Genomic DNA, 22996 nt, shown 5'->3' on the forward strand with positions numbered 1-22996 from the left:
GAGGGCCGTCGTTCCCGCCTTCCTACAGGGCTACGGGAACGAGCGAGCCGGACAGATTACAGATTCCGCAGTGCTGCGACTACCGCGTCGCCCATTTCGCGGGTACCGACCTTCTTGCAGCCTTCGGACCAGATGTCACCGGTACGCAGGCCCTGGTCGAGCACCAGGCTCACGGCCTGCTCGATGGCGTCGGCGGCGGCGCCTTCGTTGAAGGTGTAACGCAGCATCATCGAGACCGAGAGGATGGTCGCCAGCGGGTTGGCGATGCCCTGGCCGGCGATGTCCGGCGCGGAGCCGTGGCACGGCTCGTACATGCCCTTGTTGTTGGAATCCAGCGAGGCAGAAGGCAGCATGCCGATGGAGCCGGTGAGCATGGAAGCCTCATCCGACAGGATGTCGCCGAACATGTTGTCGGTGACCATCACGTCGAACTGCTTCGGCGCGCGCACCAGCTGCATGGCGGCGTTGTCGACGTACATGTGCGACAGCTCGATGTCCGGGTAGTCCTTGGCGACTTCCTCGACCACTTCGCGCCACAGCTGGCTGGAGGCCAGGACGTTGGCCTTGTCCACCGAGCAGAGCTTCTTGTTGCGCACGCGGGCCATGTCGAAGCCGACGCGGGCGATGCGACGGATTTCGCTCTCGCTGTACGGCAGGGTGTCGTATGCCTGGCGCTCGCCGTTCTCCAGCACGCGCTGCTCGCGCGGTTGGCCGAAGTAGATGCCGCCGGTCAGCTCGCGGACGATGAGGATATCCAGGCCGGCGACCACTTCGGGCTTGAGGCTGGAGGCATCGGCCAGCTGCGGATAGAGGATGGCCGGACGCAGGTTGCCGAACAGGCCCAGTTGCGAGCGGATCTTCAGCAGGCCGCGCTCAGGGCGGATGTCACGTTCGATCTTGTCCCACTTCGGGCCGCCCACGGCGCCCAGCAGCACGGCGTCGGAAGCGCGCGCGCGCTCCAGGGTTTCGTCGGCCAGCGGTACGCCATGCTTGTCGATGGCGGCCCCGCCGATCACGTCGTGGCTCAGCTCGAAACCCAGGGCGAACTTGTCGTTGGCCAGCTCCAGCACCTTGACCGCTTCGGCCATGATTTCCGGGCCGATACCGTCGCCGGGGAGAACCAGAATCTGTTTGCTCATGAAATATTTTCCTTCGGAAAAAGCTGCAGGCTACAGGCTTCAGGCCGCAGGCTTTTTCTTGCCGCCTGCAGCCTGCAGCCTGTAGCCGTTAATTGATTGCCCAGAGCACCAGCACGTCGGTGCTGAAGGAACCCTCGGCGTCGATCTCGAAATACTCGCGCACCTCGTCGCCCATCGACAGCTGCAGGGCACGAATGGCCTGGCGCATCACCTCGGGGGTGCGCATGCGCTCGACCCAGGAGGTGAACTCCAGGCGCAGGCGCTGGCGTTTGGCGGCAGTCACCGCAAGCCCTGCCTCGCCGACCAGACGCGCCCACTCCGACGGGGAGTAGTCGCGCACGTGGCTGGTGTCGCGCAGGACCTCGACAGTCTGCAGATAGGTGTCCAGCAGAGGCAAGCCCGGCGCGGCGACATCAATGAAGCAGGCCACGCCGCCCGGCTTGAGCACCCGGCGCACTTCGCGCAACGCCTGGCCGACATCCCGCCAGTGGTGCGCGGAGTAGCGGCTGAAGACGAAGTCGAACTCGCCGTCGTCGAACGGCAGCTGCTCGGCGGCGCCACGGCTGGTGGAGATATTGTCCAGACCGCGCTCGGCGGCAGCCGAGGCCACCACGTCGAGCATCTGCTGGGACAGGTCGTAAGCCACCACCGCGCCGGCCAGCGGCGCGACGTTGAAGCTCACGTGCCCTGCCCCGCAGCCCAGGTCCAGCACGCGCGCACCGGTGGTCGCCGACAGTCGCTCGCGTAGCTGGGCGAATTCCTCGCCCTGGGCGTGTACGGCGCTGGTCAGGTAAGCGTTGGCCTGGGCGCCGAACTGGCGCTGGACCACTTGCTCGTGGCGACTCTCGGTCATGCTGTTCTCCTTGCAGAGGGGTGCGGCGCCACTCAGGCGTCGCGGAACAACCAGGGCTGGTTCTGCTTGTAGCCGGTTTCGAAGCCGCGGATGGCGTCGGCGTCCTGCAGGGTCAGGCCGATATCGTCCAGGCCGTTGAGCAGGCAGTGCTTGCGGAACGCGTCCACTTCGAAGCTGTACTGCTTGCCGTCCGGACGGGTCACGGTCTGCGCGTCGAGGTCGACGGTCAGCTGGTAACCCTCGGTGGCTTCGCACTGGGCGAACAGCTCGTCGACTTCTTCGTCCTTCAGGATGATCGGCAGCAGGCCGTTCTTGAAGCTGTTGTTGAAGAAGATGTCGGCGAAGCTCGGCGCGATCACCGTGCGGAAGCCGTACTCGTCCAGCGCCCACGGCGCGTGCTCGCGGGAGGAGCCGCAACCGAAGTTTTCACGGGCCAGCAGCACGCTGGCACCCTGGAAGCGCGGGAAGTTGAGGACGAAGTCCTTGTTGATCGGACGCTTGGAGTTGTCCTGGTTCGGCTGGCCAACGTCCAGGTAGCGCCACTCGTCGAACAGGTTCGGGCCGAAGCCGGTGCGCTTGATCGACTTGAGGAATTGCTTGGGGATGATCTGGTCGGTGTCGACGTTGGCGCGGTCGAGCGGCGCGACGAGACCGGTGTGCTGGGTAAAGGCTTTCATGTTCGGTCTCCTCAGGCCTGCATCAATTCACGTACGTCGATGAAACGACCGGTCACGGCAGCCGCGGCGGCCATCGCCGGGCTCACCAGGTGGGTACGACCACCGGCGCCCTGGCGGCCTTCGAAGTTGCGGTTGGAGGTGGAAGCGCAATGCTCGCCGCTCTCCAGGCGGTCCGGATTCATCGCCAGGCACATGGAACAGCCCGGTTCACGCCATTCGAAGCCGGCTTCGATGAAGATCTTGTCCAGGCCTTCCTGTTCGGCCTGGGCTTTCACCAGGCCCGAACCCGGCACGACCAGCGCCTGCTTGACGCTGGCAGCGACCTTGCGGCCCTTGGCCACGGCGGCGGCGGCGCGCAGGTCTTCGATACGCGAGTTGGTGCAGGAGCCGATGAACACGCGGTCCAGCTGGATGTCGGTGATTGCCTGGTTGGCGTTCAGGCCCATGTACTTCAGTGCGCGGGTGATGGAATCGCGCTTGACCGCATCGGCCTCGGCTGCCGGGTCCGGCACATTCTGATCAACGGCCAGGACCATCTCGGGCGAAGTGCCCCAGCTGACCTGCGGCTTGATGTCTTCGGCACGCAGCTCGATGACGGTGTCGAAGTGCGCGTCGGCGTCGGAAACCAGGTCACTCCAGGCTGCCACGGCCTTGTCCCAGTCGCTGCCTTGCGGCGAGAACGGGCGACCCTTGACGTATTCGACGGTCTTCTCGTCGCACGCCACCATGCCCACACGCGCACCGGCTTCGATGGACATGTTGCAGATGGTCATGCGGCCTTCCATGGACAGGTCGCGGATGGCGCTGCCGGCGAATTCCAGGGCATGGCCGTTGCCGCCGGCGGTGCCGATCTTGCCGATCACCGCGAGGACGATGTCCTTGGCAGTCACGCCGAAGGGCAATTTGCCTTCCACGCGGACCTGCATGTTCTTCATCTTCTTGGCGACCAGGCACTGGGTGGCGAGCACATGCTCCACCTCGGAGGTGCCGATGCCGTGGGCCAGCGCGCCGAAGGCGCCGTGGGTCGAGGTGTGCGAGTCACCGCAGACCACGGTCATGCCCGGCAGGGTGGCGCCCTGCTCCGGGCCGACCACGTGGACGATGCCCTGGCGGACGTCGTTCATCTTGAATTCGAGGATGCCGAAGTCGTCGCAGTTCTCGTCCAGAGTCTGCACCTGGATGCGCGACACTTCGTCGGCGATGGCCGCCAGGCCGCCCTTGCGCTCGACCTGGGTGGTCGGCACGTTGTGGTCCGGGGTGGCGATGTTCGCATCGATGCGCCACGGCTTGCGGCCGGCCAGGCGCAGGCCTTCGAAAGCCTGCGGCGAGGTCACTTCGTGGAGGATGTGACGGTCGATGTAGATGAGCGACGAACCATCGTCACGGCGCTTCACCTCGTGCATTTCCCAGAGTTTGTCGTAGAGCGTCTTGCCGGCCATCAGAGAGTCCTCATCAGCGTCTTTCTATGCCCCTAGGGCTTGTGGGGATGATGCTATGGCTTGTCGTCAAATAACTCAAATTCATATTTTTTATCCAAAGGATTCCCAACAGGAATGCATCAGGATATAAGTTAAGACAGGGCTGCAGGCTACAGGCTGCAGGCCCCAGGCAAGAGCCTCGAGCGCTTTTCGCCTGCCGCCTGAAGCCTGTCGCCTGGAGCTGCCCCAATGGACCTGACCAGCCTCAACACCTTCCTCGCCATCGCCGAGTCCGGCAGCTTCTCCGAAGCCGGCGAGCGCCTGCACCTGACGCAGCCGGCCATCAGCAAGCGCATTGCCGCCCTGGAGAACCAGCTGGGCGTGCGCCTGTTCGACCGCGTCGGCCGCGAGGTGAGCCTGACCGAATCCGGCCGTGCCCTGCTGCCGCGGGCCTACCAGATCCTCAACGTGCTGGACGACACCCGCCGCGCCCTGACCAACCTCAACGGCGAGGTGAGCGGCCGGCTGGTCCTGGCCACCAGTCACCACATCGGCCTGCACCGCCTGCCGCCGCTGCTGCGCGCCTTCACCAAGGCCCACCCGCAGGTGGCGCTGGACATCCAGTTCTGCGACTCGGAAGTGGCCTACGAAGAGATTCTGCATGGCCGCGCCGAGCTGGCCGTGATCACCCTCGCCCCGGAAACCGCCGAACCGGTGCGCGCCGTGCCGGTGTGGGACGACCCGCTGGACTTCGTCGCCGCCCCCGAGCATCCGCTGTCGGTGCAGGGCCCGGTGTTCCTCGCCGACGTCGCCCGCCACCCGGCGGTATTCCCCGGCGGCAACACCTTCACCCACCACATCGTGCGGCGCATGTTCGAGGCCGAGGGGCTGACGCCGAACATCGGCATGAGCACCAACTACATGGAGACCATCAAGATGATGGTTTCCATCGGCCTGGCCTGGAGCGTCCTGCCGCGCACCATGCTCGATGACAGCGTGGTGCGCCTGCCGCTGCAGGACATCCAGCTCAGCCGCCAGCTGGGCTACATCCTGCACACCGAGCGCACCCTGTCCAACGCCGCGCGGGCTTTCATGCGCCTGCTCGACGCCCAGGCGGGCGGGCTTGCACCGGTCGCGGCCTAACCTCTATTGTTCTGACAGAATTAGAAGAAGGGGCCCGAATGCCCGTCCGCATGTCACTTCGCGATTTCCGGCCCGATCTGGCCGGCGCCGGCAGACACAGGGGGAGTGCCGCATGAGCCGCGACCCGCACTCGCCACCGTTCGCCACCGACGGCCAGGACAAGTTCGCCAAAGCCTTCCATACCGCGCCCGACGCCATGGTCATCACCGACCGCGACAGCGGCCAGTTCCTCGACCTCAACGCCAGTTTCGTCGCCCGCTTCGGCTGGAGCCGCGAGGAAGCCCTGGGCCGCACCTCCCTGCAGCTCGGCCTCTGGCACAGCCTCGAAGAACGCCAGCGGATGCTCGACAGGATCACCGCCCAAAAGCAGATCGACGGCTTCGACGTTACCCTGCTCACCCGCTCCGGCGAAGCCCGCAGCGCGCGCGTCTACGGCTGCCAGATCGAACAGGACGGCCGCCCCTGCCTGGTCCTCACCGTCCGCGACATGACCCGCATGCGCGCCCAGGAGCGCGCCCTGCGCGACAGCCAGGAGCGCCTGGACCTGGCGCTGGACTCCGCGCAGCTGGGCATCTGGGACTGGCACATTCCCAGCGGCCTGCTCTACGGCTCGGCCCGCGCCGCCGTGCTGCACGAATTGCCTGACCGGGATTTCCACGGTCCCTTCGGCGAATTCTTCGCCTGCGTCGACAAGACCGACCGTGCGCGCATGCGCCAGGCTTACGCCCGGCTCGCCCGCGGACCGGAGAACGACTACCAGTTCACCTACCGCGCCCAGCTCGGCTCCGGCGAGGTGCGCTACCTGGAAAGCCGCGCGCGGCTGTACCGCGACCCGCACGGCAAACCGCAACGCATGGCCGGCACCCTGCTCGATATCACCGAGCGCGTGCTGCGTGAGCGCAGCCTGCAGGCCTCGGAGGAAAAGTTCGCCAGTCTGTTCCAGGGCAGCCCGGACCCGATTTGCGTATCGCGGGTGCGCGATGGCGAATTCGTCGAAGTGAACCCCAGCTTCTGCAGCACCTTCGGCTGGAGCGCCGAGGAAGTCATCGGCCGCTCCTCCCACCAGATCGCCTTCTGGGCCGACCACCACCAGCGCTCTCGGCTGTTCGAACAGCTGATGCGCGACCATTCGCTGCAGAACATCGAGGTGCAGTTCCTCACCCGCGACGGCCAGACCATCACCTGCACGGTTGCCAGCCGGCTGATCTGGGTCGACCGCCAGCTGTGCATCCTCTCCAGCTTCCGTGACGTCACCCGGCGCCTGCAGGCCGAGGCCGCGCTCAAGGCCAGCCAGGAGAAATTCGCCAAGGCGTTCCACTCCAGCCCCGACGCCATCACCATCACCGAGCGCGAGACCGGTCGCTACATCGAGGTCAACGAAGGCTTCCACCGCCTCACCGGTTACCGTACCGACGAGGTGATCGGCCAGACCGCCATGGGCATCAACATCTGGGCCGACCCCGACGAGCGCCTGAACATGCTCGCCGCACTGAACCGCGACGGCTTCGTCCACCACCTGGAAATGCGCGGCCGCCACCGCGACGGCACAGTCAAGACGGTGGACGTGTCGGTGGAACCCATCGAACTGGGCGGCCTCGACTGCCTGCTGCTCACCGCCCGCGACACCAGCGAACTACGCGAGGCCGAGGCGCGCATCCAGCACCTGGCCTACCACGACGCGCTGACCGACCTGCCCAACCGCGCCCTGCTGATGGACCGCCTCAAGCAGCAGATCTCCCTGCTGCAACGCCACGACCTGCGCGGCGCCCTGCTGTTCCTCGACCTCGACCACTTCAAGCACATCAACGACTCCCTCGGCCATCCGGTGGGCGATTCGATCCTGCAGATGGTCACCGCGCGGCTGGAAGCCAGCGTGCGCCAGGAAGACACCGTGGCGCGCCTGGGCGGCGACGAGTTCGTGGTGCTGATCACCGGCATCGAGGGCAGCCGCGTGGAGACCGCCCAGCAGGTGCGCCAATTGGCGGAAAAACTCCGCGACCTGCTGGCCGAGCCGATGCTGCTGGACGGCCACCGCCTGCAGATCACCCCGAGCATCGGCATCGCGCTGATCCCCGACGACGGCGCGACCCCGGAGGACCTGCTCAAGCGCGCCGACATCGCCATGTACCGCGCCAAGGACGCCGGCCGCAACACCGTGCAGCTGTTCCACGAATCCATGCAGCAGGCCGCCAGCGAGCGCCTGCGCCTGGAGAACGGCCTGCGCATGGCCCTGGCCCGTCGCGAGTTCAACCTTCACTACCAGCCGCAGGTGGACGCCCGCGGCTCGCGCATCGTCGGCGCCGAAGCGCTGCTGCGCTGGCGCCATCCGACCCGCGGCCCGCAGTCGCCGGCCAGCTTCATTCGCGTGCTGGAGGACAGCGGGCTGATCGTCGAAGTCGGCCAGTGGGTCATCGAGGAAGCCTGCCGCACCGGCGCGCGCCTGCTCGCCGAGGGCCTGATCGACGTCGACAGCTTCAGCCTGAGCGTGAACATCAGCCCGCGGCAGTTCCGCCAGAGCGACTTCGTCGAGCGCCTGCTGGCCATCCTGCACAAGGTCAAGCTGCCGCCGAGCCTGCTCAAGCTGGAGATCACCGAGGGCATCGTGATCCAGCAACTGGACGACACCATCGCGCGCATGGAACGCCTGCGCGAAGCCGGCGTGCAGTTCGCCATGGACGACTTCGGCACCGGCTACTCGTCACTGACCTACCTCAAGCGCCTGCCGGTGGACAGCCTGAAGATCGACCAGAGCTTCGTCCGTGACGCGCCCAACGACAGCAACGACGCGGAGATCGTCCGCGCCATCATCGCCATGGGCCACAGCCTGGGCCTGGAACTGATCGCCGAAGGGGTGGAAACCCCGGAGCAACTGGCGCTGCTCGCCGAACAGGGCTGCCACCTGTACCAGGGCTACCTGTTCAGCCGCCCGGTGCCGCTGGACGACTTCATCGCCCTGCTGCCCAGCCGCGAGCAGCAGGCGACCTGAGGCCCGTCACTCGGCGGGCCGCAACTCCGACATCACCACCATCACCTGCGCCTCGTCGGCTTCGCCGTCGTTGAGGTAGAGATGGCCGACGCTGCTGTCGAAATAAGCCGTCTCGCGCGGGCCGATGCTCACCGACTCGCCCGTCTCGAACTGGATGCGCACGCGGCCGGCCACCACCATGGCGAACTCCTGGCCGGGGTGGCGGACGAAATCGTCGAACTCGCCGACCTCGCGGGCGAAGATGCGCGCGTACAGCGGCGTCATGCTGCGCTGGGGGAAATCCCCGGCGATGGGGTAGTACTCGTAGCCGCCGGTGTCGTAGCCGGCGGCGTCATCGATGTCGGTCTTCACGAAAGTCTTCAATACCGTCAGCCCGACGGACGGCGACGGGCGGAACAGCTGGGCAATATCCACCTGCAACGCGCGGGCGGCGGCGGCCAGCTTGTCGTAGCTCACCGCGACCTGCGCCAGCTCCATCTTCGACAGGGTGGAAACCGCCACGCCAGAGAGGTCGGAGAGCTGTTTCAGGGTCAGCTTCTGCTGCTTGCGAACCGCCCGCAGGCGCGCACCGACTTCGTCTCGATCCAGTTGCTGGGGCTTGGGTAGTGCCTGGGCGGTTTCGCTCATGGGACATCTCGTGAGGGGGCCGACGAAAGTTTACCGGGCCTTGCCTTGGGAGCAAAAATTCTCATATCTTAGATTTCTCACATAAGAGAAAATCTGCAGAAGGCCCTTGCAGTGAGCCATTTCGATTTCGTCATCATCGGCGCCGGCATTGCCGGCGCCTCCCTCGCCTACCGCCTGAGCGAGAGGCACAAGGTGCTGCTGCTGGAGCGCGAAGAGCAGCCCGGCTACCACTCCACCGGGCGTTCCGCCGCCATGTTCATGGAGGCCTACGGCACGCCGCAAATCCAGGCGCTGACCCGCGCCAGCCGGGCCTTCTACGAGAACCCGCCGGCCGGTTTCAGCGAGCACCCGATCCTCACCCCGCGCGGTTGCCTGTACGTCGGCGGACCGGAGCATGTCGAGCTGCTCAAGCAGGCCGAAGCCACGCCGGGCGTCGAGCGCATCAGCACCGAGCAGGCCCTGGAAATGCTCCCCTGCCTGCGCGCCGACGCCATCATCGGCGCGCTCTACGAGCCGGACGCCCGCGACCTCGACGTACACGCCCTGCACCAGGGTTACCTGCGCGCGCTGCGCCAGCGCGGCGGCGAGTTGCGCTGCAATCGCGAACTACTGTCGGCCGAGTTTACGGACAGCGCGTGGACGCTTGAACTCAGCCAGGGCGAAACCGTCTACGCCGCACAACTGGTCAACGCCGCCGGCGCCTGGGCCGATCACGTGGCCGAGCGCTGCGGCATCCGCCCGGTCGGCCTGCAGCCGTGCCGGCGCACCGCCTTCACCTTCCCGGTACCCGACAGCATGGACATCAGCCGCTGGCCGACGGTGATCGGCATCGACGAAAGCTTCTACTTCAAGCCGGACGCCGGCCAGCTGCTCGGCTCGCCCGCCAACGCCGACCCGGTGCAGGCGCAGGACGTGCAGCCCGAAGAACTGGACATCGCCCTGGGCGTGTACCACATCGAAGAACACACCACCCTGGCGATCCGCCGGCCGAACCACAGCTGGGCCGGCCTGCGCTCCTTCGTCGCCGACGGCGACCTGGTGATCGGCGCGGATGCGCAGAACCCGGCGTTCTTCTGGCTGGCCGCCCAGGGTGGCTATGGCATCCAGTCCGCCGATGGCGTGTCGCGCCTGGCCCAGTCGCTGCTGCTCGGCCAGCCATTGCCCGAATCCCTGCGCCAGCAAGGCGTCGAACCCCAGCGCCTGAGCCCGGCGCGCCTGCGTTGAATTCCCCCGGAGACCTTAGAATGAGCGATATCCAGCGTTACCCCAGCACCCTGCCCTTCCCCTTCTCCCGCGCCGTGAAGGCCGGCGGCTTCCTGTTCCTGTCCGGGCAGATCCCGATGACCGCGGACGGCCAGGTGGTCAAGGGCGACATCCAGACCCAGACCGAGGCAGTGATGACCCGCATCGCCGAGAGCCTGGAAGCGTGCGGCGCCAACTACTCGCAGGTGGTGAAAGCCACCGTGTGGCTGTCCGACATGGCGCACTTCGCCGGCTTCAACGAGGTGTACAAGCGCTACTTCGAGCAGGGCCTGCCGGTGCGTTCCTGTGTGGCTTCGGCCCTGGCGCTGGGCGTGGACGTCGAGGTGGAAGTCCAGGCCTACGTCGGCCAGGCCTGACCTTTGCGGCCCCGCCGCACGCGGGGCCGCTCCCATAACAACAACTAGAGTCTCGATCATGAAAACCAGTCTCAAGCTCGGCGGTGCGTACATCGGCCTGGTGGTGGGCGTCGGCTTCGCCTCGGGCCAGGAGATCCTGCAGTTCTTCGGCGGCTTCGGCCTGATGGGCCTGGCCGGCGCGCTGGTGGCCCTGGCGCTGTTCGCCTTCCTGCTGATGAACCTCTACCAGATCGGCAGCCGCCTGCAGACCCAGTCGCACAAGGAAGCCATGGAGTACATCTGTGGCAAGCCGCTGGGCCGCGTCGTCGACCTGATGCTGACCTTCTTCCTGTTCGGCACCATGGTGGTGATGTTCGCCGGCGCCAACTCTTCGTTCGAGCAGCAGCTGGGCATCGGCCACTCCATCGGCGGCATGGTCCTCGGCGTGCTGACCGTCATCACCGTGTGCCTGGGCCTGAAGCGGGTGATCACCCTGATGAGCCTGATCACCCCGGTGCTGATGGTCATAGTCGCGATCATCGCCATCTACGCGCTGACGCATATTCAGAAGCCGCTGGCGGAGCTGGAGCAGATCGCCCTGGCCGTGCCGCACCCGGCGCCCAACTGGCTGCTGGGTGCGCTGCTCTATGTCTCCTACAACGTCGCCGCCACCGCGGCGGCCGTGGTGGTGATGGGCGGCAGCGTGGCGAATCTGCGCACCGCGGCAATGGGCGGTGTGTTCGGCGGCATCGGCGTGGGTGTGCTGATCCTCGCCATGGCCCTGGTGATGCTGGTGCAGATCGACGTGATCGGCGGCAGCGCCATCCCCACCCTGCTGCTGAGCAACAACATCGCGCCCTGGTTCGGTGACGTGATGCTCGCGCTGCTGCTGGTGAAGCTGTACTGCACCACCAGTGGTTTCGCCTACACCCTGGCCGCGCGCTGCGCTGCCTATGGCGTGCCGTTCCGGGTGGCGACCGTGGTCGCCGTGGTGCTCGCCTTCATCGCCAGCCAGGTCGGCTTCGTCAAGCTGGTGGGCCTGGTCTACCCGGCCATGGGTTACCTGGGCTTCGTGCTGATGGCGGCCATCGTCATCGCCTGGTGGCGTAATCGCTCGGCGCCACTGCCGGACCAGCAGAACGCCTGATTCGCCGGCCGCAGAAATGAAAACGCCCGCCTCTTTCGAGGCGGGCGTTCTGCTTTGCGGCGTTGACCCGGCTAGCACCGGGTCACTGCTCAGCCTTCGATGGCCGGGCGCTGGCCGTTGATGGCGATCCGCTTGGGCTTGGCTTCTTCCGGAACGATGCGCACCAGCTCGACGCTGAGCAGGCCGTTCTTCAGCGATGCGCCCTGGACCTCGATGTGATCGGCGAGGCGGAACGACAGCTTGAAGGCGCGCTGGGCGATGCCCTGGTGCAGGTAGGTGACGCTCTCGGAAGCCTTTTCGCGCTTGCCGCCGTTGACGGTCAGCACACCGCGCTCCACTTGCAGCTCCAGGTCGTCTTCCTGCAGGCCGGCGGCGGCGATGACGATGCGGTACTGGTCGTCACCATGCTTCTCGACGTTGTAGGGCGGGTAGGAACTGCCGCTTTCGCTACGCAGTGCGGACTCGAACAGATCGTTGAAGCGATCGAAGCCGACGGACTGGCGGAACAGCGGGGCGAGGGAAAGGACGTTGCTCATTGCGAATCTCCTGAAAATTTCAGCAAGGTATGATCTGGAGCCTGTCTTCAGTACTCCGGTGCGGGACCCGACTTCGGCCTCCCGCAGGGACATAGATAGGGACGGCAAAAGCCGTTTCAAGGCCCGCCTCGCCAAAAGGATTCGCCCATGCAACCCGTCATGCTCATCACCGGCGCCAGCCGCGGCATCGGCGCGGCCACCGCCCTGCTGGCCGCGCAGCGCGGTTACCGTGTGGCTCTCAACTACCGCCGTGAGCGGGAAGCGGCACAGGCGCTGGTGGAGCAGATCACCGCCGCCGGCGGCACCGCGCAGGCCTTCGCCGCCGACGTTTCGGTGGAGGAAGATGTGCTGCGCCTGTTCCGCGAAGTCGACCAGGCCTTCGGCCGCCTCGACGTGCTGGTGAACAACGCCGGCATCCTCGAACGCCAGATGCGCCTGGAGGACATGGACGTGGCGCGCCTGCAGCGGGTGTTCGCAGTGAACGTCACCGGCACCTTCCTCTGCTGCCGCGAAGCGGTGAAGCGCATGGCACGCCAGCATGGCGGCCACGGCGGGAGCATCGTCAACGTCTCGTCCATGGCCTCGCGCCTGGGCTCGCCCAACGAATACATCGACTACGCCGCGGCCAAGGGCGCGGTGGACAGCTTGACCATCGGCCTGGCCAAGGAAGTGGCGGGCGAAGGTATCCGCGTGAACGCCGTGCGGCCCGGACTGATCAGGACCGAGATCCACGCCAGCGGCGGCGAGCCGGGGCGCGTGGAGCGCCTTCAGGCGGCGATCCCCCTGGGGCGTGGCGGCGAGGCAGAAGAGGTGGCGCGGGCGATCCTGTTCCTTGCCTCGGAGGAATCCAGCTACAGCACCGGTGGATTCATCGATGTCAGTGGCGGGCGCTGATTAGCACTCCCGGACGTGAAGCGCTGCAGACAATCGTAGGAGCGGACTTTGTCCGCGATAGGTCCGCCTCGCGCCGGAAGGCATCGCGGACGGAGTCCGCTCCTACGAAATCAGGAGCAGCGTCAGGCAGCGACTTCGATCTCGACCTGCAGCATCCGGTCCAGCACTTCGCAGTCGTGCTCGCGGCGCACCTGGGCGAACAGCTCCACGGCTTCGGGATAACTGCGGGTAAGCATCCCCAGCCACTGCTTCAAACGCCCAGGCGCATAACGCGGCGCCAGCTTGCGCCGGGCCTGGCGCCAGAAGTCGTCGAGCAGCACGCGCACTTCCGACCATGGCATCGGCACCACCTCGCGGCCATCGCGCCAGGCGGCGATCTGCCGGGCGAGGTCGGGGCGGGACACCAGTCCGCGGCCGAGCATGATGTCCGCCACACCGCTGATGGAACGGCAGCGGTGGTAATCCTCCAGGGTCCAGACTTCGCCATTGGCGAACACCGGCACCTTTACCGCGTCGGCCACCTTCGCCACCCACTCCCAATGGGCCGGCGGCTTATAGCCGTCTGCCTTGGTCCGCGCGTGCACCACCACATGGGCGGAGCCGCCGTCGGCCAGGGCGCGGGCGCAGTCGATGGCACCGTCCGGGCTGTCGTAGCCCAGGCGCATCTTCGAGGTCACCGGAATGTGCGCCGGCACCGCGCGGCGCACGGCCTCGATGATGCTGAACATCAGCTCGGGTTCCTTGAGCAGCACCGCGCCGCCGCGGGAGCGGTTCACCGTCTTGGCCGGGCAGCCGAAGTTCAGGTCGATCACCGGGGCGCCCAGCTCGCAGGCCTGCACGGCGTTTTCCGCCAGCAGTTGCGGATCGGAGCCGAGCAGTTGCACGCGCATCGGCACGCCGGCACGGGTGCGGCTGCCGTGGGCCAGTTCCGGGGCGAGGGCGAGGAACGACGACGGCGGCAGCAGCCGGTCGTTGATGCGGATGAATTCGGTGACGCACCAGTCGATGCCGCCGACGCGGGTCAGCACATCGCGGAGGATGTCATCTACCAGCCCCTCCATCGGGGCCAGGGCGATCTGCACGGGGGAATCTCGGGCTAGGGCGAAGGCCGCGGATTGTAGGCAATGCGCCGTGCCGGGAAAAGCGCGGCGCGACGGATCACGCGCCGGTTTGCGGGGCCAGCAGCGCGCGGCCATAGCCTTCGATGAACTCCACCGGCATGCGCCTGGGCTTGCCGGTCGACAGCTCGATGCAGACGAAGGTGGTCTGTGCACGCAGCAGGGTCAAGGCATCTGCCGGGCGCACCAGCTGGAAGTGACGGGTCATCTTCAGGCGCTGGTCGGACTCGACGATCCAGGTCGCCAGTTGCAGCTGCTCGCCTTCGTAGGCGGCGGCCAGGTAATCCACCTCGTGGCGCACCACCGCCATGGCGCGATCCAGCCGGCGGTACTCGGCCAGGTCCAGCCCCAGGCTCTGCGAGTGACGCCAGGCGCAACGCTCCAGCCAGCTGACATAGACGGCGTTGTTGGCGTGGCCGAGGCCGTCGATGTCCTCGGACTTGACCTCGATGTCGATGACGAAGGGATCGGGCAACTGCCAACTCATGAAGCGTGCTCCAGGCTTGCGGCCAGGGCGTGCGCCTCGGCGGCCAATTGGGTGATCTGGTCCCAGGCGCGGGCGCGCACCAGGCTGGGCGGGGCGATCCAGGTGCCGCCGACGCAGGCGACGTTGGGCAGGCGCAGCACGTTGAGCAGGTTTTCCTGGGTGATGCCGCCGGTAGGGCAGAAGCGGATGCCGGCAAACGGCGACTTCAGGCTCTTGAGCATCTTGATCGCGGCATTGCCATCGGCGGGGAACAGCTTCAGCGAGCGATAGCCGTACTCCAGCGCCACCAGTACCTCGGACGGCGTCATCACGCCCGGCAGGAACGGCAGCTTGGCGTCGTCCGCGGCGGCCACCAGGCGCGGCGTGCAGCCGGGGCTGACGGCGAACTGCGCGCCGGCATCGCGCGCTTCCTGGAACTGCTCGGTGTGGATCAGCGTACCGGCGCCGATGATCATCTCCGGCAACTCGCGGCGAATCTCGGCCACCGCGTCCAGCGCCTGCGGCGTGCGCAGGGTCACTTCCAGCACCCGCACGCCACCGTCATACAGGGCACGAGCCAGGTCACCGGCCAGCGCCACGTCATCGATCACCAATACCGGCATGACCGGGCGCGCCTTCTGCAACACCCAATCCAGCGACAGATTCATGCATTCCCCCAATCGACCACCCGCGTGCGCAAGACCTCGCGCCCAGGCCGGGGTGGCCGGAAATGCCGAAAGTCTACGCCAGGGCTCCGGGCCTGACGACCCGCAATGGGCCATCATGGAACGAAAACGGCGGCCTGTAGCCGCCGTTATCAAGTTGGTGAATGAGTCAGGAAGCCAGCGCCAGGGGCAACGGGCTCTCGACCTCTTCCAGCAGTTCCAGGATCGCCTCGGTGACCGCCGCATCCGCCATGACGCGATGATGCCCGCCGGCCTTCAGGCGCAACAGGCGACTGCGCGGCCAGGCCTCGTGGATGGCGGCCGACTCGCTGGCCCGCACATAACGATCGTCCTCGGCGTGCACCACCAGACCGGGGAGGTCCAGCTGGTAGCGGGCGACGTCCAACTGCTTGGCGGCGATACCGGTGCGCCCTTCGATCATCCGGATGAAGCGCGAGCGTGCCACCGCCGGCAGGCCGACCATCTTCGAGAAGCCACGCAGCACAGCCAGCACATTGCTCGGCGCACCGATGGTCACCAGGGTTTCGGTGCGCAGACCCATCTGCGTTGCCAGCAGCGCGCTGGCGCCGCCCATGGAATGACCGATCACCGCGCGCAGCGGCGGCAGCTCACCCGCCGCCTCCAGCAGGGCGCGGGCGAACAACACGATATCCGCCTCCTGCCCCGGCGAACGGCCATGCCCCGGCCCATCGAGGGCGATCACGCCGTAACCGGCGCCCACCAGCTTCTCGATCAACGTGGCGAACTGCGTCGGCCGCCCTTCCCAGCCGTGCATCAGCAGCACCGCCGGGCCTTCACCCCAGCGCAGCGCGGACAGGCCGAAGCGCAGGGTCACGCGCTCGGAGCTGGCCAGCAGCGGCAGCTCCCAGTCACTCGGTGCATAGTTATTCGGCGTCACGAACAGCTGACGCATGCGTTGCGCCGCCCATTGCGGCGCGACGCGCCCCAGGGTGGCATTGATGCCGCGAACCCAGCTCAGACTGCTCATTTCACCTACCTCCTCAGACCACCGCTTTCTTCGCGGCACGCAGGACACGATCGGACAGGTCGCCGGAGCCAAGGGCTCGGGCCAACGCCAGTCCACCAATCATCAGGGCCATGTCGCTGAGCACGGTGTCGATTTCCTCGGGGCGGCCGGCCAGCGCCGCCACCATCAACTCCACGTGCTCTTCCAGGGTCTGGCGAAATGCTTTCGGCAGGTTCGCCACTTCGTTCAGCGAACTGGGGATCGGGCAGCCCTCTTCCTCGGTATCACGGTGCTTGCGCGACAGGTAGTACTGCGCGGTCAGCGCGCGTCGCTCGGCAAAGCTCGATTGCGGATCGAAGCGCTTGAGCCCTTCGCGGCGCTTGGCCAGCAGCTCGCGGAAGGCCTCCAGCATCAGCGCGTCCTTGCTCTCGAAATGCGAGTAGAAGCCGCCCACCGTCAGCCCCGCCGCCGACATCACCTCGCCCACGCTGGGACCGACCGGCCCGCGCTGCAGCAACGCGCTGGTGGCGGCGGACAGGATGCGTTCGCGGGTCTGGGCTTTCTTGTCGCTCATGGCGGACCTCGGATTCGGAAAATATTATGGAGAGAATATTATTCTCATAATAAAAATCGGCAAGCCTAATGCGCGACCACTGGTCGGAGGAAAATTTTCCGGAAGGAGAAAAAACAAAAGGGCCACTGAAAATCTCAGTGGCCCTATAGGCATCGCAGAGCGATAAAAATGGCGTCCCCTAGGGGACTCGAACCCCTGTTACCGCCGTGAAAGGGCGGTGTCCTAGGCCACTAGACGAAGGGGACATGTCCTTCGAAGAAACCCACCAGGCGGTGGATTCTGGCTTCATCCCGTATGGGAATTTGGTGGAGCTAGACGGGATCGAACCGTCGACCTCTTGCATGCCATGCAAGCGCTCTCCCAGCTGAGCTATAGCCCCAGATGACTCTGGCTGACGACGCGAACGCATCGTCGCTGGATAAGTGGCGTCCCCTAGGGGACTCGAACCCCTGTTACCGCCGTGAAAGGGCGGTGTCCTAGACCACTAGACGAAGGGGACGCAAAACCTTCGATTTCAGCTCCGTTCGGACAAACGAAGCTTACTGGTAATTTGGTGGAGCTAGACGGGATCGAACCGTCGACCTCTTGCATGCCATGCAAGCGCTCTCCCAGCTGAGCTATAGCCCCAAAGTACCGCTGGATCTACCGTTCCGCTTCGCCCTGTCAGTTCAGTTCGTCGCTGGAACGGGGCGCATCTTAGGGGTGAGGCGAACCCCTGTCAACATTATTTTTTCAGAATTCTTATTTTTTTCTCCCACAGAACAATCACTTATGTGACCGCTGCGGTTTCTGCCCGGCGAAATTCGCGGCTCGCCCGCCCTCCTCCCGCCCGTGAAGAACCCTCGGCGCCCGCATGAAAAAGGCCGAGCGCCTCTCAGCACTCGGCCTTTTTCAGTATAGGAATTATCTTAAACGCCGATGGCGTCGCGAATTTTTTCCCACTCCTTGGCTTCTTTCTTCGACGCACCGCCCAGCAGCTCCAGGGCCTGGCGCAGGCGATAGCGCGACAGGTCGGCGCCGAGGATTTCCATGGCGTCGAGCACCGACACCGAGCTGGCCTGGCCGGTGATGGCCGGGAACATCAGCGGCATCACGTCACGCAGCTTGAGGCCCAGGTGCTCGGCCACGGCCTGGATGGTCGCGGTGATCCGGTCCTTCTCCCACTGGCGCAGCGCTTCGAGCTTCCACAGCACCAGTTGCAGGACCTGGCGAACCTGGGTGGCGTCGAGCTTCTTGTGCTCGAACAGCTTGGCGTCCAGTTGCACGCCGCCGCTGAAGAAGAAACCGGCCAGCGGAGCGATCTGGCTGAAGTTCTCCACACGGCCTTGCACGTGCGGAGCGATCTTCATCAGGTACTCGGGGTTGAGCGCCCACTTCTGCACTTCCTTGGCGAAGTCCTCGACGGACAGCTCGCGAATCCACTGGCCGTTCAGCCAGGAGAGCTTCTCGATGTCAAAGATCGGCCCGCCCAGGGAAACGCGGGACAGGTCGAAGTGCTCGATCATCTCCGCCAGGCTGAACTTCTCGCGCTCGTCGGGCATGGACCAGCCCATGCGCCCGAGGTAGTTCAGCAGCGCCTGGGGCAGCAGGCCCATGCGCTCGTAGAAGGTGATCGAGGTGGGGTTCTTGCGCTTGGACAGCTTGCTTTTGTCCGGGTTGCGCAGCAGCGGCATGTAGCAGAGCACCGGCTGCTCCCAGCCGAAGTACTCGTAGAGCTTGATCAGCTTGGGCGCCGAGGGCAGCCACTCTTCGCCACGCAGGACGTGGGTGATGCCCATCAGGTGGTCGTCGACCACGTTGGCGAGGAAGTAGGTGGGCAGGCCGTCAGCCTTCATCAGCACCTGCATGTCCATACGGTCCCAGGGGATTTCCACGTCGCCACGCAGCATGTCCGGCACCACGCAGAGGCCCTCGGTCGGCACCTTCATGCGCACCACGTGGGATTCGCCGGCGGCGATGCGCTTGGCCGACTCCTCTTTCGGGATGTGCATGCAGTGGCCGTCGTAGCGCGGGGTCTCCTTGCGCGCCTGCTGTTCGGCACGCAGCGCATCGAGGCGCTCGGAGGAGCAGAAGCAGGGGAAGGCGTAGCCTTTCTCGACCAGCTCGTCGCTGTACTGCTTATAGATGGCGCCCCGTTCGCTCTGCCGGTACGGGCCGTGCGGGCCGCCGACGTCCGGGCCCTCGTCCCACTCGATACCCAGCCAGCGCAGCGCGTCGAAGATCTGCTGTTCCGATTCGCGGGTCGAACGCACCTGGTCGGTGTCCTCGATGCGCAGGATGAACTGACCGCCGTGCTGGCGGGCGAAACAGAGGTTGAACAGCGCGATATACGCGGTGCCGACGTGCGGGTCGCCGGTGGGAGACGGCGCGATACGGGTGCGGACTGTGGTCATGAAGGCTCTCGTGTGCAGCAATTCTTCGAGTGAAGCGGCGTCAGTGCGCGACGACGCGCGCGCTCACGCTCATTTTCATGGGTGCGATGGTATCAGGCGGGCCGCCTTCGGCTCCAGCCAGCGACCGGGATCGATGGGCAGGTTGTGGATCAGGAAGTCGAGGAAGGCCTTCACTTTCATGGCCTGGAAGCGCCGCGACGGGTAGACCGCGTAAAGCTCGCCCACCGGCAGCTGGATCTGCGGCAACACCCGCACCAGACGGCCGCTGGCGAGTTGTTCGTCGACAATCAGCTCCGGCAGCGAAGCGATCCCCGCCCCCGCCAGCACCGCCTCGCGGGCGAAGGTGATGTTGTTGCACGACAGCACGCGGTGGCACGGCACGGTTTCCCCACGCAGCGGCCAGTAACGCTGGGAGTCGGCCTGCAGCAGCACGGCACGGTGGCCGGCCAGTTGCTCGACGGTTTCCGGGCGGCCGTGCAGCGCCAGGTAGTCCGGGCTGGCGCAGAGGCAGCGGTTGGTGGTCAGCATGCGCCGGGCGATCAGCGTGGAGTCTTCCGGCTGGCCGACCATGATGACGATGTCCACGCCCTCCTCCAGCGGATCGACGTTGCGCGAGGTCAGCTCGACCTCGGCGGTGATCTGTGGATAAAGGTTCATGAAATCGCCCAGCACCTTGGCCAGGTACATCTGGCCGAACTCGATGGGTGCGGTGATCCGCAACAATCCCGAGGGCGCCTGCTGCAGCTGCATCACTGCCTGCTCGGCCTCGGCGAAGTCGTGCATGATCTGCCGACAACGGTCGTAGTAGGCCTGGCCCACTTCGGTCAGGCGCAGCTTGCGGGTGGTGCGGTTGATCAGGCGCACACCCAGGCGCTCCTCCAGCAGTGCAATACGCCGGCTCACCGTCGATTTCTGCATGCCCAGGCTGTGCGCGGCCTGGGTAAAACTGTGCAGCTCCACGACGCGGGTGAAGATCAGCGCATCATCCAGCCCCATGATTGTTCCCTATAAGCAACAAAGTTTCCGAAGTGTAGCGGCTACGTGCCGCCACGGAACACTGTTACATTGGCAAACATTTTTTCGGCCAACCAAACGCTCGTTTACCTATGCCCGCACAATTACAACGTCGTCTGACCGTCTTCCTCGTCATCCTCGCCGTGGTCGCCCTCGCCTTCCTGGCGCGCTGGTACTTCGTCGGCCGCTTCGTCGAGTCCACCGACAACGCCTACGTGCAGGGTGAAATCACCCGCATCGCCAGCCAGCTCGGCGCCCGCGTCGACGAGGTACTGGTGCAAGACAACCAGCACGTGGAGAAAGGCCAGCTGCTGGTGAAACTGGAGGCTGCCGACTTCCAACTCGCCCTGGACCGCGCCAAGGCCACCCTGGCTACTCGCGAGGCGGAACTGGAACAGGCACGCAGCAAGCTCAAGGGCCAGACCAGCATGATTGCCGCCAGCGCGGCGGACGTGAACGCCAGCCAGGCCACCCTCGGCCGCACCGAAGTCGACCTCGGCCGCGCCCAGGCGCTGCGCAAGCCCGGCTACGTCTCGGAAGAGCGCGTCACCACCCTGGCCGCCGACTCCAACGTCGCCCGCTCGCAAGTGGCCAAGGCCCAGGCCGACCTGCAGGCCCAGCGCGTGCAGCGTGAAACCCTGGGCACCGATGTGCAGCGCCTGCTGGCACAGATCGAAAGCGCCCGCGCCGACATCACCCAGGCCGAGATCAACCTCGCCCGTACCGAAATCCATGCACCCGTCAGCGGCCTGGTCGGCCAGCGCGGTGCCCGTGTCGGCCAGTACGTGCAGGTCGGCAGCCAACTGCTGTCGCTGGTGCCGGACGACGGCATCTGGGTCCAGGCCAACTTCAAGGAAACCCAGATCGGCAGGATGCGCCCCGGCCAGACCGTCCGACTGGTGTTCGACTCCTTCCCCGACCAACCCATCGAAGGCCAGCTGCAGAGCCTGTTCGCCGCCTCCGGCGCGCAGTTCAGCCTGCTGCCGCCGGACAACGCCACCGGCAACTTCACCAAGGTGGTGCAGCGCATTCCGGTCAAGATCACCTTCGCCAACGACACTCCGCTGCAAGGGCTGATCCGCCCGGGCATGTCGGTCGAGGCCGAGGTCGAGCTGCGTGGCCGGTGACCAGCTGATCCGGCCGGTCGGCGAGCCGACCCGGCGCGACTGGATCGCCGTGTTCAGCGCCATGCTCGGCGCGTTCATGGCGGTGCTCGACATCCAGATCACCAACTCCTCGCTCAAGGACATCCAGGGCGCGCTGGCCGCCACCCTGGAGGAAGGCTCGTGGATTTCCACCTCCTACCTGGTGGCCGAGATCATCATGATCCCGCTCACCGCCTGGCTGGTGCAGCTGCTCTCGGCGCGGCGGCTGGCGGTGATGATCTCCATCGGCTTCCTGTTCTCCTCACTGCTCTGCTCGTTCGCCTGGAACCTGGAGAGCATGATCGTGTTCCGCGCCATGCAGGGCTTCACCGGCGGCGCGCTGATCCCCCTGGCCTTCACCCTGGCGCTGATCAAGCTGCCGGAGCACCACCGCCCCAAGGGCATGGCGCTGTTCGCCATCACCGCCACCTTCGCGCCCTCCATCGGCCCGACCCTGGGCGGCTGGCTGACGGAGAACTTCGGCTGGGAATACATCTTCTACATCAACATCCCGCCGGGCCTGCTGATGATCGCCGGGCTGCTCTACGGCCTGGAGAAGAAGCCGCCGCACTGGGAGCTGCTGAAAAGCACCGACTACGCCGGCATCGTCACCATGACCATCGGCCTGGGCTGCCTGCAGGTGTTCCTCGAGGAGGGGCATCGCAAGGACTGGCTGGAGTCGAACCTGATCGTCAGCCTGGGCAGCATCGCCCTGGTCAGCCTGATCCTCTTCGTGATCCTGCAGACCTCGCGGCCCAATCCGCTGATCAACCTGGGGATTCTGCGCAACCGTAACTTCGGCCTGTCGAGCATTTCCAGCATCGGCCTGGGGATGGGGCTGTACGGCTCGATCTACGTGCTGCCGCTGTACCTGGCACAGATCCAGGGCTACAACGCCATGCAGATCGGCGAGGTGATCATGTGGATGGGCGTGCCACAGCTGTTCCTGATCCCGCTGATCCCCAAGCTGATGAAGATCATCGAGCCGCGCCTGCTCTGCGCCGCCGGCTTCGGCCTGTTCGGCGCGGCGAGCTTCTTCTCCGGCGTGCTCAACCCCGACTTCGCCGGCCCGCAGTTCAACCAGATCCAGCTGGTGCGCGCCCTCGGCCAGCCGATGGTGATGGTCACCATCTCGCTGATCGCCACCGTCTACCTGCAGCCGCAGGATGCCGGCTCGGCCTCCAGCCTGTTCAACATCCTGCGCAACCTCGGCGGCGCCATCGGCATCGCCCTGCTCGCCACGCTGCTCGATAGCCGCGCCAAGGTCTATTACGACTACCTGCGTGAAGCGGTGGTGCCGGTGAACGGCGCGGTGGACGAGCGCCTGGCGCAGCTGACCTCGCAACTGGGCACGCAGCAGGCGGCGCTGGGCAAGATCAGCGAGATCGTCCACCAGCAGGCGGCGATCATGGCCTACAACGACGCCTTCCACGCAATCGGTATCGTGCTGGCGATCAGCATGGTAGCGGTGCTGCTGACCCGGCCGTTGCCGGCAGGTATGGGCACGGGGGCGGGTGCTGGGGCACATTGAGAGCGGCTGCAAGCGGCAGGCTACAGGCTGCAGGCAAGAGCGGCGTGTGCTCCTGCCTGCAGCCTGAAGCCTGAAGCCTGCCGC

The 22996-nt window shown here is 66.0% G+C and carries 21 protein-coding genes and 4 tRNA genes; 8 read left to right on the forward strand and 17 right to left on the reverse strand.

Features of this window, described 5'->3' with window-relative positions; all coding sequences use genetic code 11:
• Nucleotides 1-56 precede the first annotated feature (56 nt).
• The 4 genes from leuB to leuC form a co-directional block, all read right to left on the reverse strand.
• Nucleotides 57-1139, reverse strand: a complete 1083-nt coding sequence (gene leuB / locus HNP46_RS12350) for a 3-isopropylmalate dehydrogenase (RefSeq protein ID WP_184589246.1) — start codon at nucleotides 1137-1139, stop codon at nucleotides 57-59.
• Between the two features lie 88 nt (nucleotides 1140-1227).
• Nucleotides 1228-1992, reverse strand: a complete 765-nt coding sequence (locus HNP46_RS12355) for a class I SAM-dependent methyltransferase (RefSeq protein WP_184589248.1) — start codon at nucleotides 1990-1992, stop codon at nucleotides 1228-1230.
• A gap of 32 nt (nucleotides 1993-2024) precedes the next feature.
• Nucleotides 2025-2669 carry a 3-isopropylmalate dehydratase small subunit gene (leuD, locus tag HNP46_RS12360; RefSeq protein ID WP_184589250.1) on the reverse strand — a complete coding sequence of 215 codons (645 nt, stop codon included), beginning with the start codon at nucleotides 2667-2669 and terminating at the stop codon, nucleotides 2025-2027.
• A gap of 11 nt (nucleotides 2670-2680) precedes the next feature.
• The gene (leuC, locus tag HNP46_RS12365; protein ID WP_184589252.1) at nucleotides 2681-4108 is read right to left on the reverse strand and encodes a 3-isopropylmalate dehydratase large subunit; all 1428 of its coding nucleotides are present in this window, start codon (nucleotides 4106-4108) and stop codon (nucleotides 2681-2683) included.
• A gap of 228 nt (nucleotides 4109-4336) precedes the next feature.
• Between leuC and HNP46_RS12370 the strand changes: the two genes are divergently transcribed.
• The gene (locus HNP46_RS12370) at nucleotides 4337-5230 is read left to right on the forward strand and encodes a LysR family transcriptional regulator (RefSeq protein WP_184589254.1); all 894 of its coding nucleotides are present in this window, start codon (nucleotides 4337-4339) and stop codon (nucleotides 5228-5230) included.
• A gap of 112 nt (nucleotides 5231-5342) precedes the next feature.
• Complete coding sequence (locus tag HNP46_RS12375) at nucleotides 5343-8216, forward strand: bifunctional diguanylate cyclase/phosphodiesterase (protein ID WP_184589256.1); 2874 nt, start codon at nucleotides 5343-5345, stop codon at nucleotides 8214-8216.
• 6 nt (nucleotides 8217-8222) lie between these two features.
• Here the strand turns inward: HNP46_RS12375 and HNP46_RS12380 are convergent, their stop codons facing one another.
• The gene (locus tag HNP46_RS12380) at nucleotides 8223-8843 is read right to left on the reverse strand and encodes a helix-turn-helix domain-containing protein (RefSeq protein ID WP_184589258.1); all 621 of its coding nucleotides are present in this window, start codon (nucleotides 8841-8843) and stop codon (nucleotides 8223-8225) included.
• A 111-nt stretch (nucleotides 8844-8954) separates the two neighbouring features.
• On the opposite strand from HNP46_RS12380, the gene HNP46_RS12385 reads away from it, so the two are divergent.
• From HNP46_RS12385 to HNP46_RS12395, 3 genes are read left to right on the forward strand one after another with little or no spacing between them, the layout of a single operon-like run.
• A complete protein-coding gene (locus HNP46_RS12385) occupies nucleotides 8955-10067 on the forward strand; it encodes an NAD(P)/FAD-dependent oxidoreductase (protein ID WP_184589260.1) in 1113 nt (370 codons plus the stop codon).
• Nucleotides 10068-10087: 20 nt separating this feature from the next.
• A complete protein-coding gene (locus HNP46_RS12390; protein WP_184589263.1) occupies nucleotides 10088-10462 on the forward strand; it encodes a RidA family protein in 375 nt (124 codons plus the stop codon).
• 58 nt (nucleotides 10463-10520) lie between these two features.
• Nucleotides 10521-11588 carry a YkvI family membrane protein gene (locus tag HNP46_RS12395; protein ID WP_184589265.1) on the forward strand — a complete coding sequence of 356 codons (1068 nt, stop codon included), beginning with the start codon at nucleotides 10521-10523 and terminating at the stop codon, nucleotides 11586-11588.
• An 89-nt stretch (nucleotides 11589-11677) separates the two neighbouring features.
• On the opposite strand, the gene HNP46_RS12400 is transcribed toward HNP46_RS12395, so the two are convergent.
• Nucleotides 11678-12124 (reverse strand): Hsp20 family protein, encoded by a 447-nt coding sequence (locus HNP46_RS12400; protein WP_184589267.1) that lies wholly within the window; start codon nucleotides 12122-12124, stop codon nucleotides 11678-11680.
• A gap of 147 nt (nucleotides 12125-12271) precedes the next feature.
• Between HNP46_RS12400 and HNP46_RS12405 the strand changes: the two genes are divergently transcribed.
• Nucleotides 12272-13018 carry an SDR family oxidoreductase gene (locus HNP46_RS12405; protein WP_184589269.1) on the forward strand — a complete coding sequence of 249 codons (747 nt, stop codon included), beginning with the start codon at nucleotides 12272-12274 and terminating at the stop codon, nucleotides 13016-13018.
• 122 nt (nucleotides 13019-13140) lie between these two features.
• On the opposite strand, the gene HNP46_RS12410 is transcribed toward HNP46_RS12405, so the two are convergent.
• From HNP46_RS12410 to HNP46_RS12460, 11 genes are all read right to left on the reverse strand, one after another.
• Nucleotides 13141-14100, reverse strand: coding sequence for a tRNA dihydrouridine synthase (locus tag HNP46_RS12410; RefSeq protein WP_184589271.1), 960 nt, complete (start codon nucleotides 14098-14100; stop codon nucleotides 13141-13143).
• Nucleotides 14101-14176: 76 nt separating this feature from the next.
• Nucleotides 14177-14623 (reverse strand): acyl-CoA thioesterase, encoded by a 447-nt coding sequence (locus HNP46_RS12415; RefSeq protein WP_184589273.1) that lies wholly within the window; start codon nucleotides 14621-14623, stop codon nucleotides 14177-14179.
• Nucleotides 14620-15270 carry a bifunctional 4-hydroxy-2-oxoglutarate aldolase/2-dehydro-3-deoxy-phosphogluconate aldolase gene (locus HNP46_RS12420; protein ID WP_184589275.1) on the reverse strand — a complete coding sequence of 217 codons (651 nt, stop codon included), beginning with the start codon at nucleotides 15268-15270 and terminating at the stop codon, nucleotides 14620-14622. The genes HNP46_RS12415 and HNP46_RS12420 overlap by 4 nt, the downstream gene beginning before the upstream one ends.
• Nucleotides 15271-15436: 166 nt before the next feature.
• Nucleotides 15437-16276, reverse strand: coding sequence for an alpha/beta fold hydrolase (locus HNP46_RS12425; protein ID WP_184589277.1), 840 nt, complete (start codon nucleotides 16274-16276; stop codon nucleotides 15437-15439).
• Nucleotides 16277-16289: 13 nt separating this feature from the next.
• Complete coding sequence (locus HNP46_RS12430; protein WP_184589279.1) at nucleotides 16290-16829, reverse strand: TetR/AcrR family transcriptional regulator; 540 nt, start codon at nucleotides 16827-16829, stop codon at nucleotides 16290-16292.
• Between the two features lie 169 nt (nucleotides 16830-16998).
• Nucleotides 16999-17074 (reverse strand) — tRNA-Glu (locus HNP46_RS12435).
• Between the two features lie 58 nt (nucleotides 17075-17132).
• A tRNA-Ala gene (locus HNP46_RS12440) sits at nucleotides 17133-17208 on the reverse strand.
• A gap of 44 nt (nucleotides 17209-17252) precedes the next feature.
• Nucleotides 17253-17328: transfer RNA gene (locus HNP46_RS12445), tRNA-Glu, on the reverse strand.
• 52 nt (nucleotides 17329-17380) lie between these two features.
• Nucleotides 17381-17456 (reverse strand) — tRNA-Ala (locus tag HNP46_RS12450).
• A gap of 281 nt (nucleotides 17457-17737) precedes the next feature.
• Entirely contained in the window at nucleotides 17738-19222 is a 1485-nt protein-coding gene (gltX, locus tag HNP46_RS12455) for a glutamate--tRNA ligase (RefSeq protein ID WP_184589281.1), read from the reverse strand.
• A 75-nt stretch (nucleotides 19223-19297) separates the two neighbouring features.
• Entirely contained in the window at nucleotides 19298-20218 is a 921-nt protein-coding gene (locus tag HNP46_RS12460) for a LysR family transcriptional regulator (RefSeq protein WP_184589283.1), read from the reverse strand.
• Nucleotides 20219-20328: 110 nt separating this feature from the next.
• Here HNP46_RS12460 and HNP46_RS12465 point away from each other — a divergent pair, with 110 nt between their 5' ends.
• Together HNP46_RS12465 and HNP46_RS12470 are read left to right on the forward strand one after the other, a co-directional pair.
• Nucleotides 20329-21363, forward strand: a complete 1035-nt coding sequence (locus tag HNP46_RS12465; RefSeq protein ID WP_184589285.1) for an HlyD family secretion protein — start codon at nucleotides 20329-20331, stop codon at nucleotides 21361-21363.
• A gap of 49 nt (nucleotides 21364-21412) precedes the next feature.
• On the forward strand, nucleotides 21413-22912 hold the full coding sequence (locus HNP46_RS12470) for an MDR family MFS transporter (RefSeq protein WP_184589528.1): 1500 nt from the start codon (nucleotides 21413-21415) through the stop codon (nucleotides 22910-22912).
• Nucleotides 22913-22996 lie beyond the last annotated feature (84 nt).

It is taken from the genome of Pseudomonas nitroreducens (genome assembly GCF_014204515.1).
GTDB lineage: Bacteria > Pseudomonadota > Gammaproteobacteria > Pseudomonadales > Pseudomonadaceae > Pseudomonas > Pseudomonas nitritireducens_A.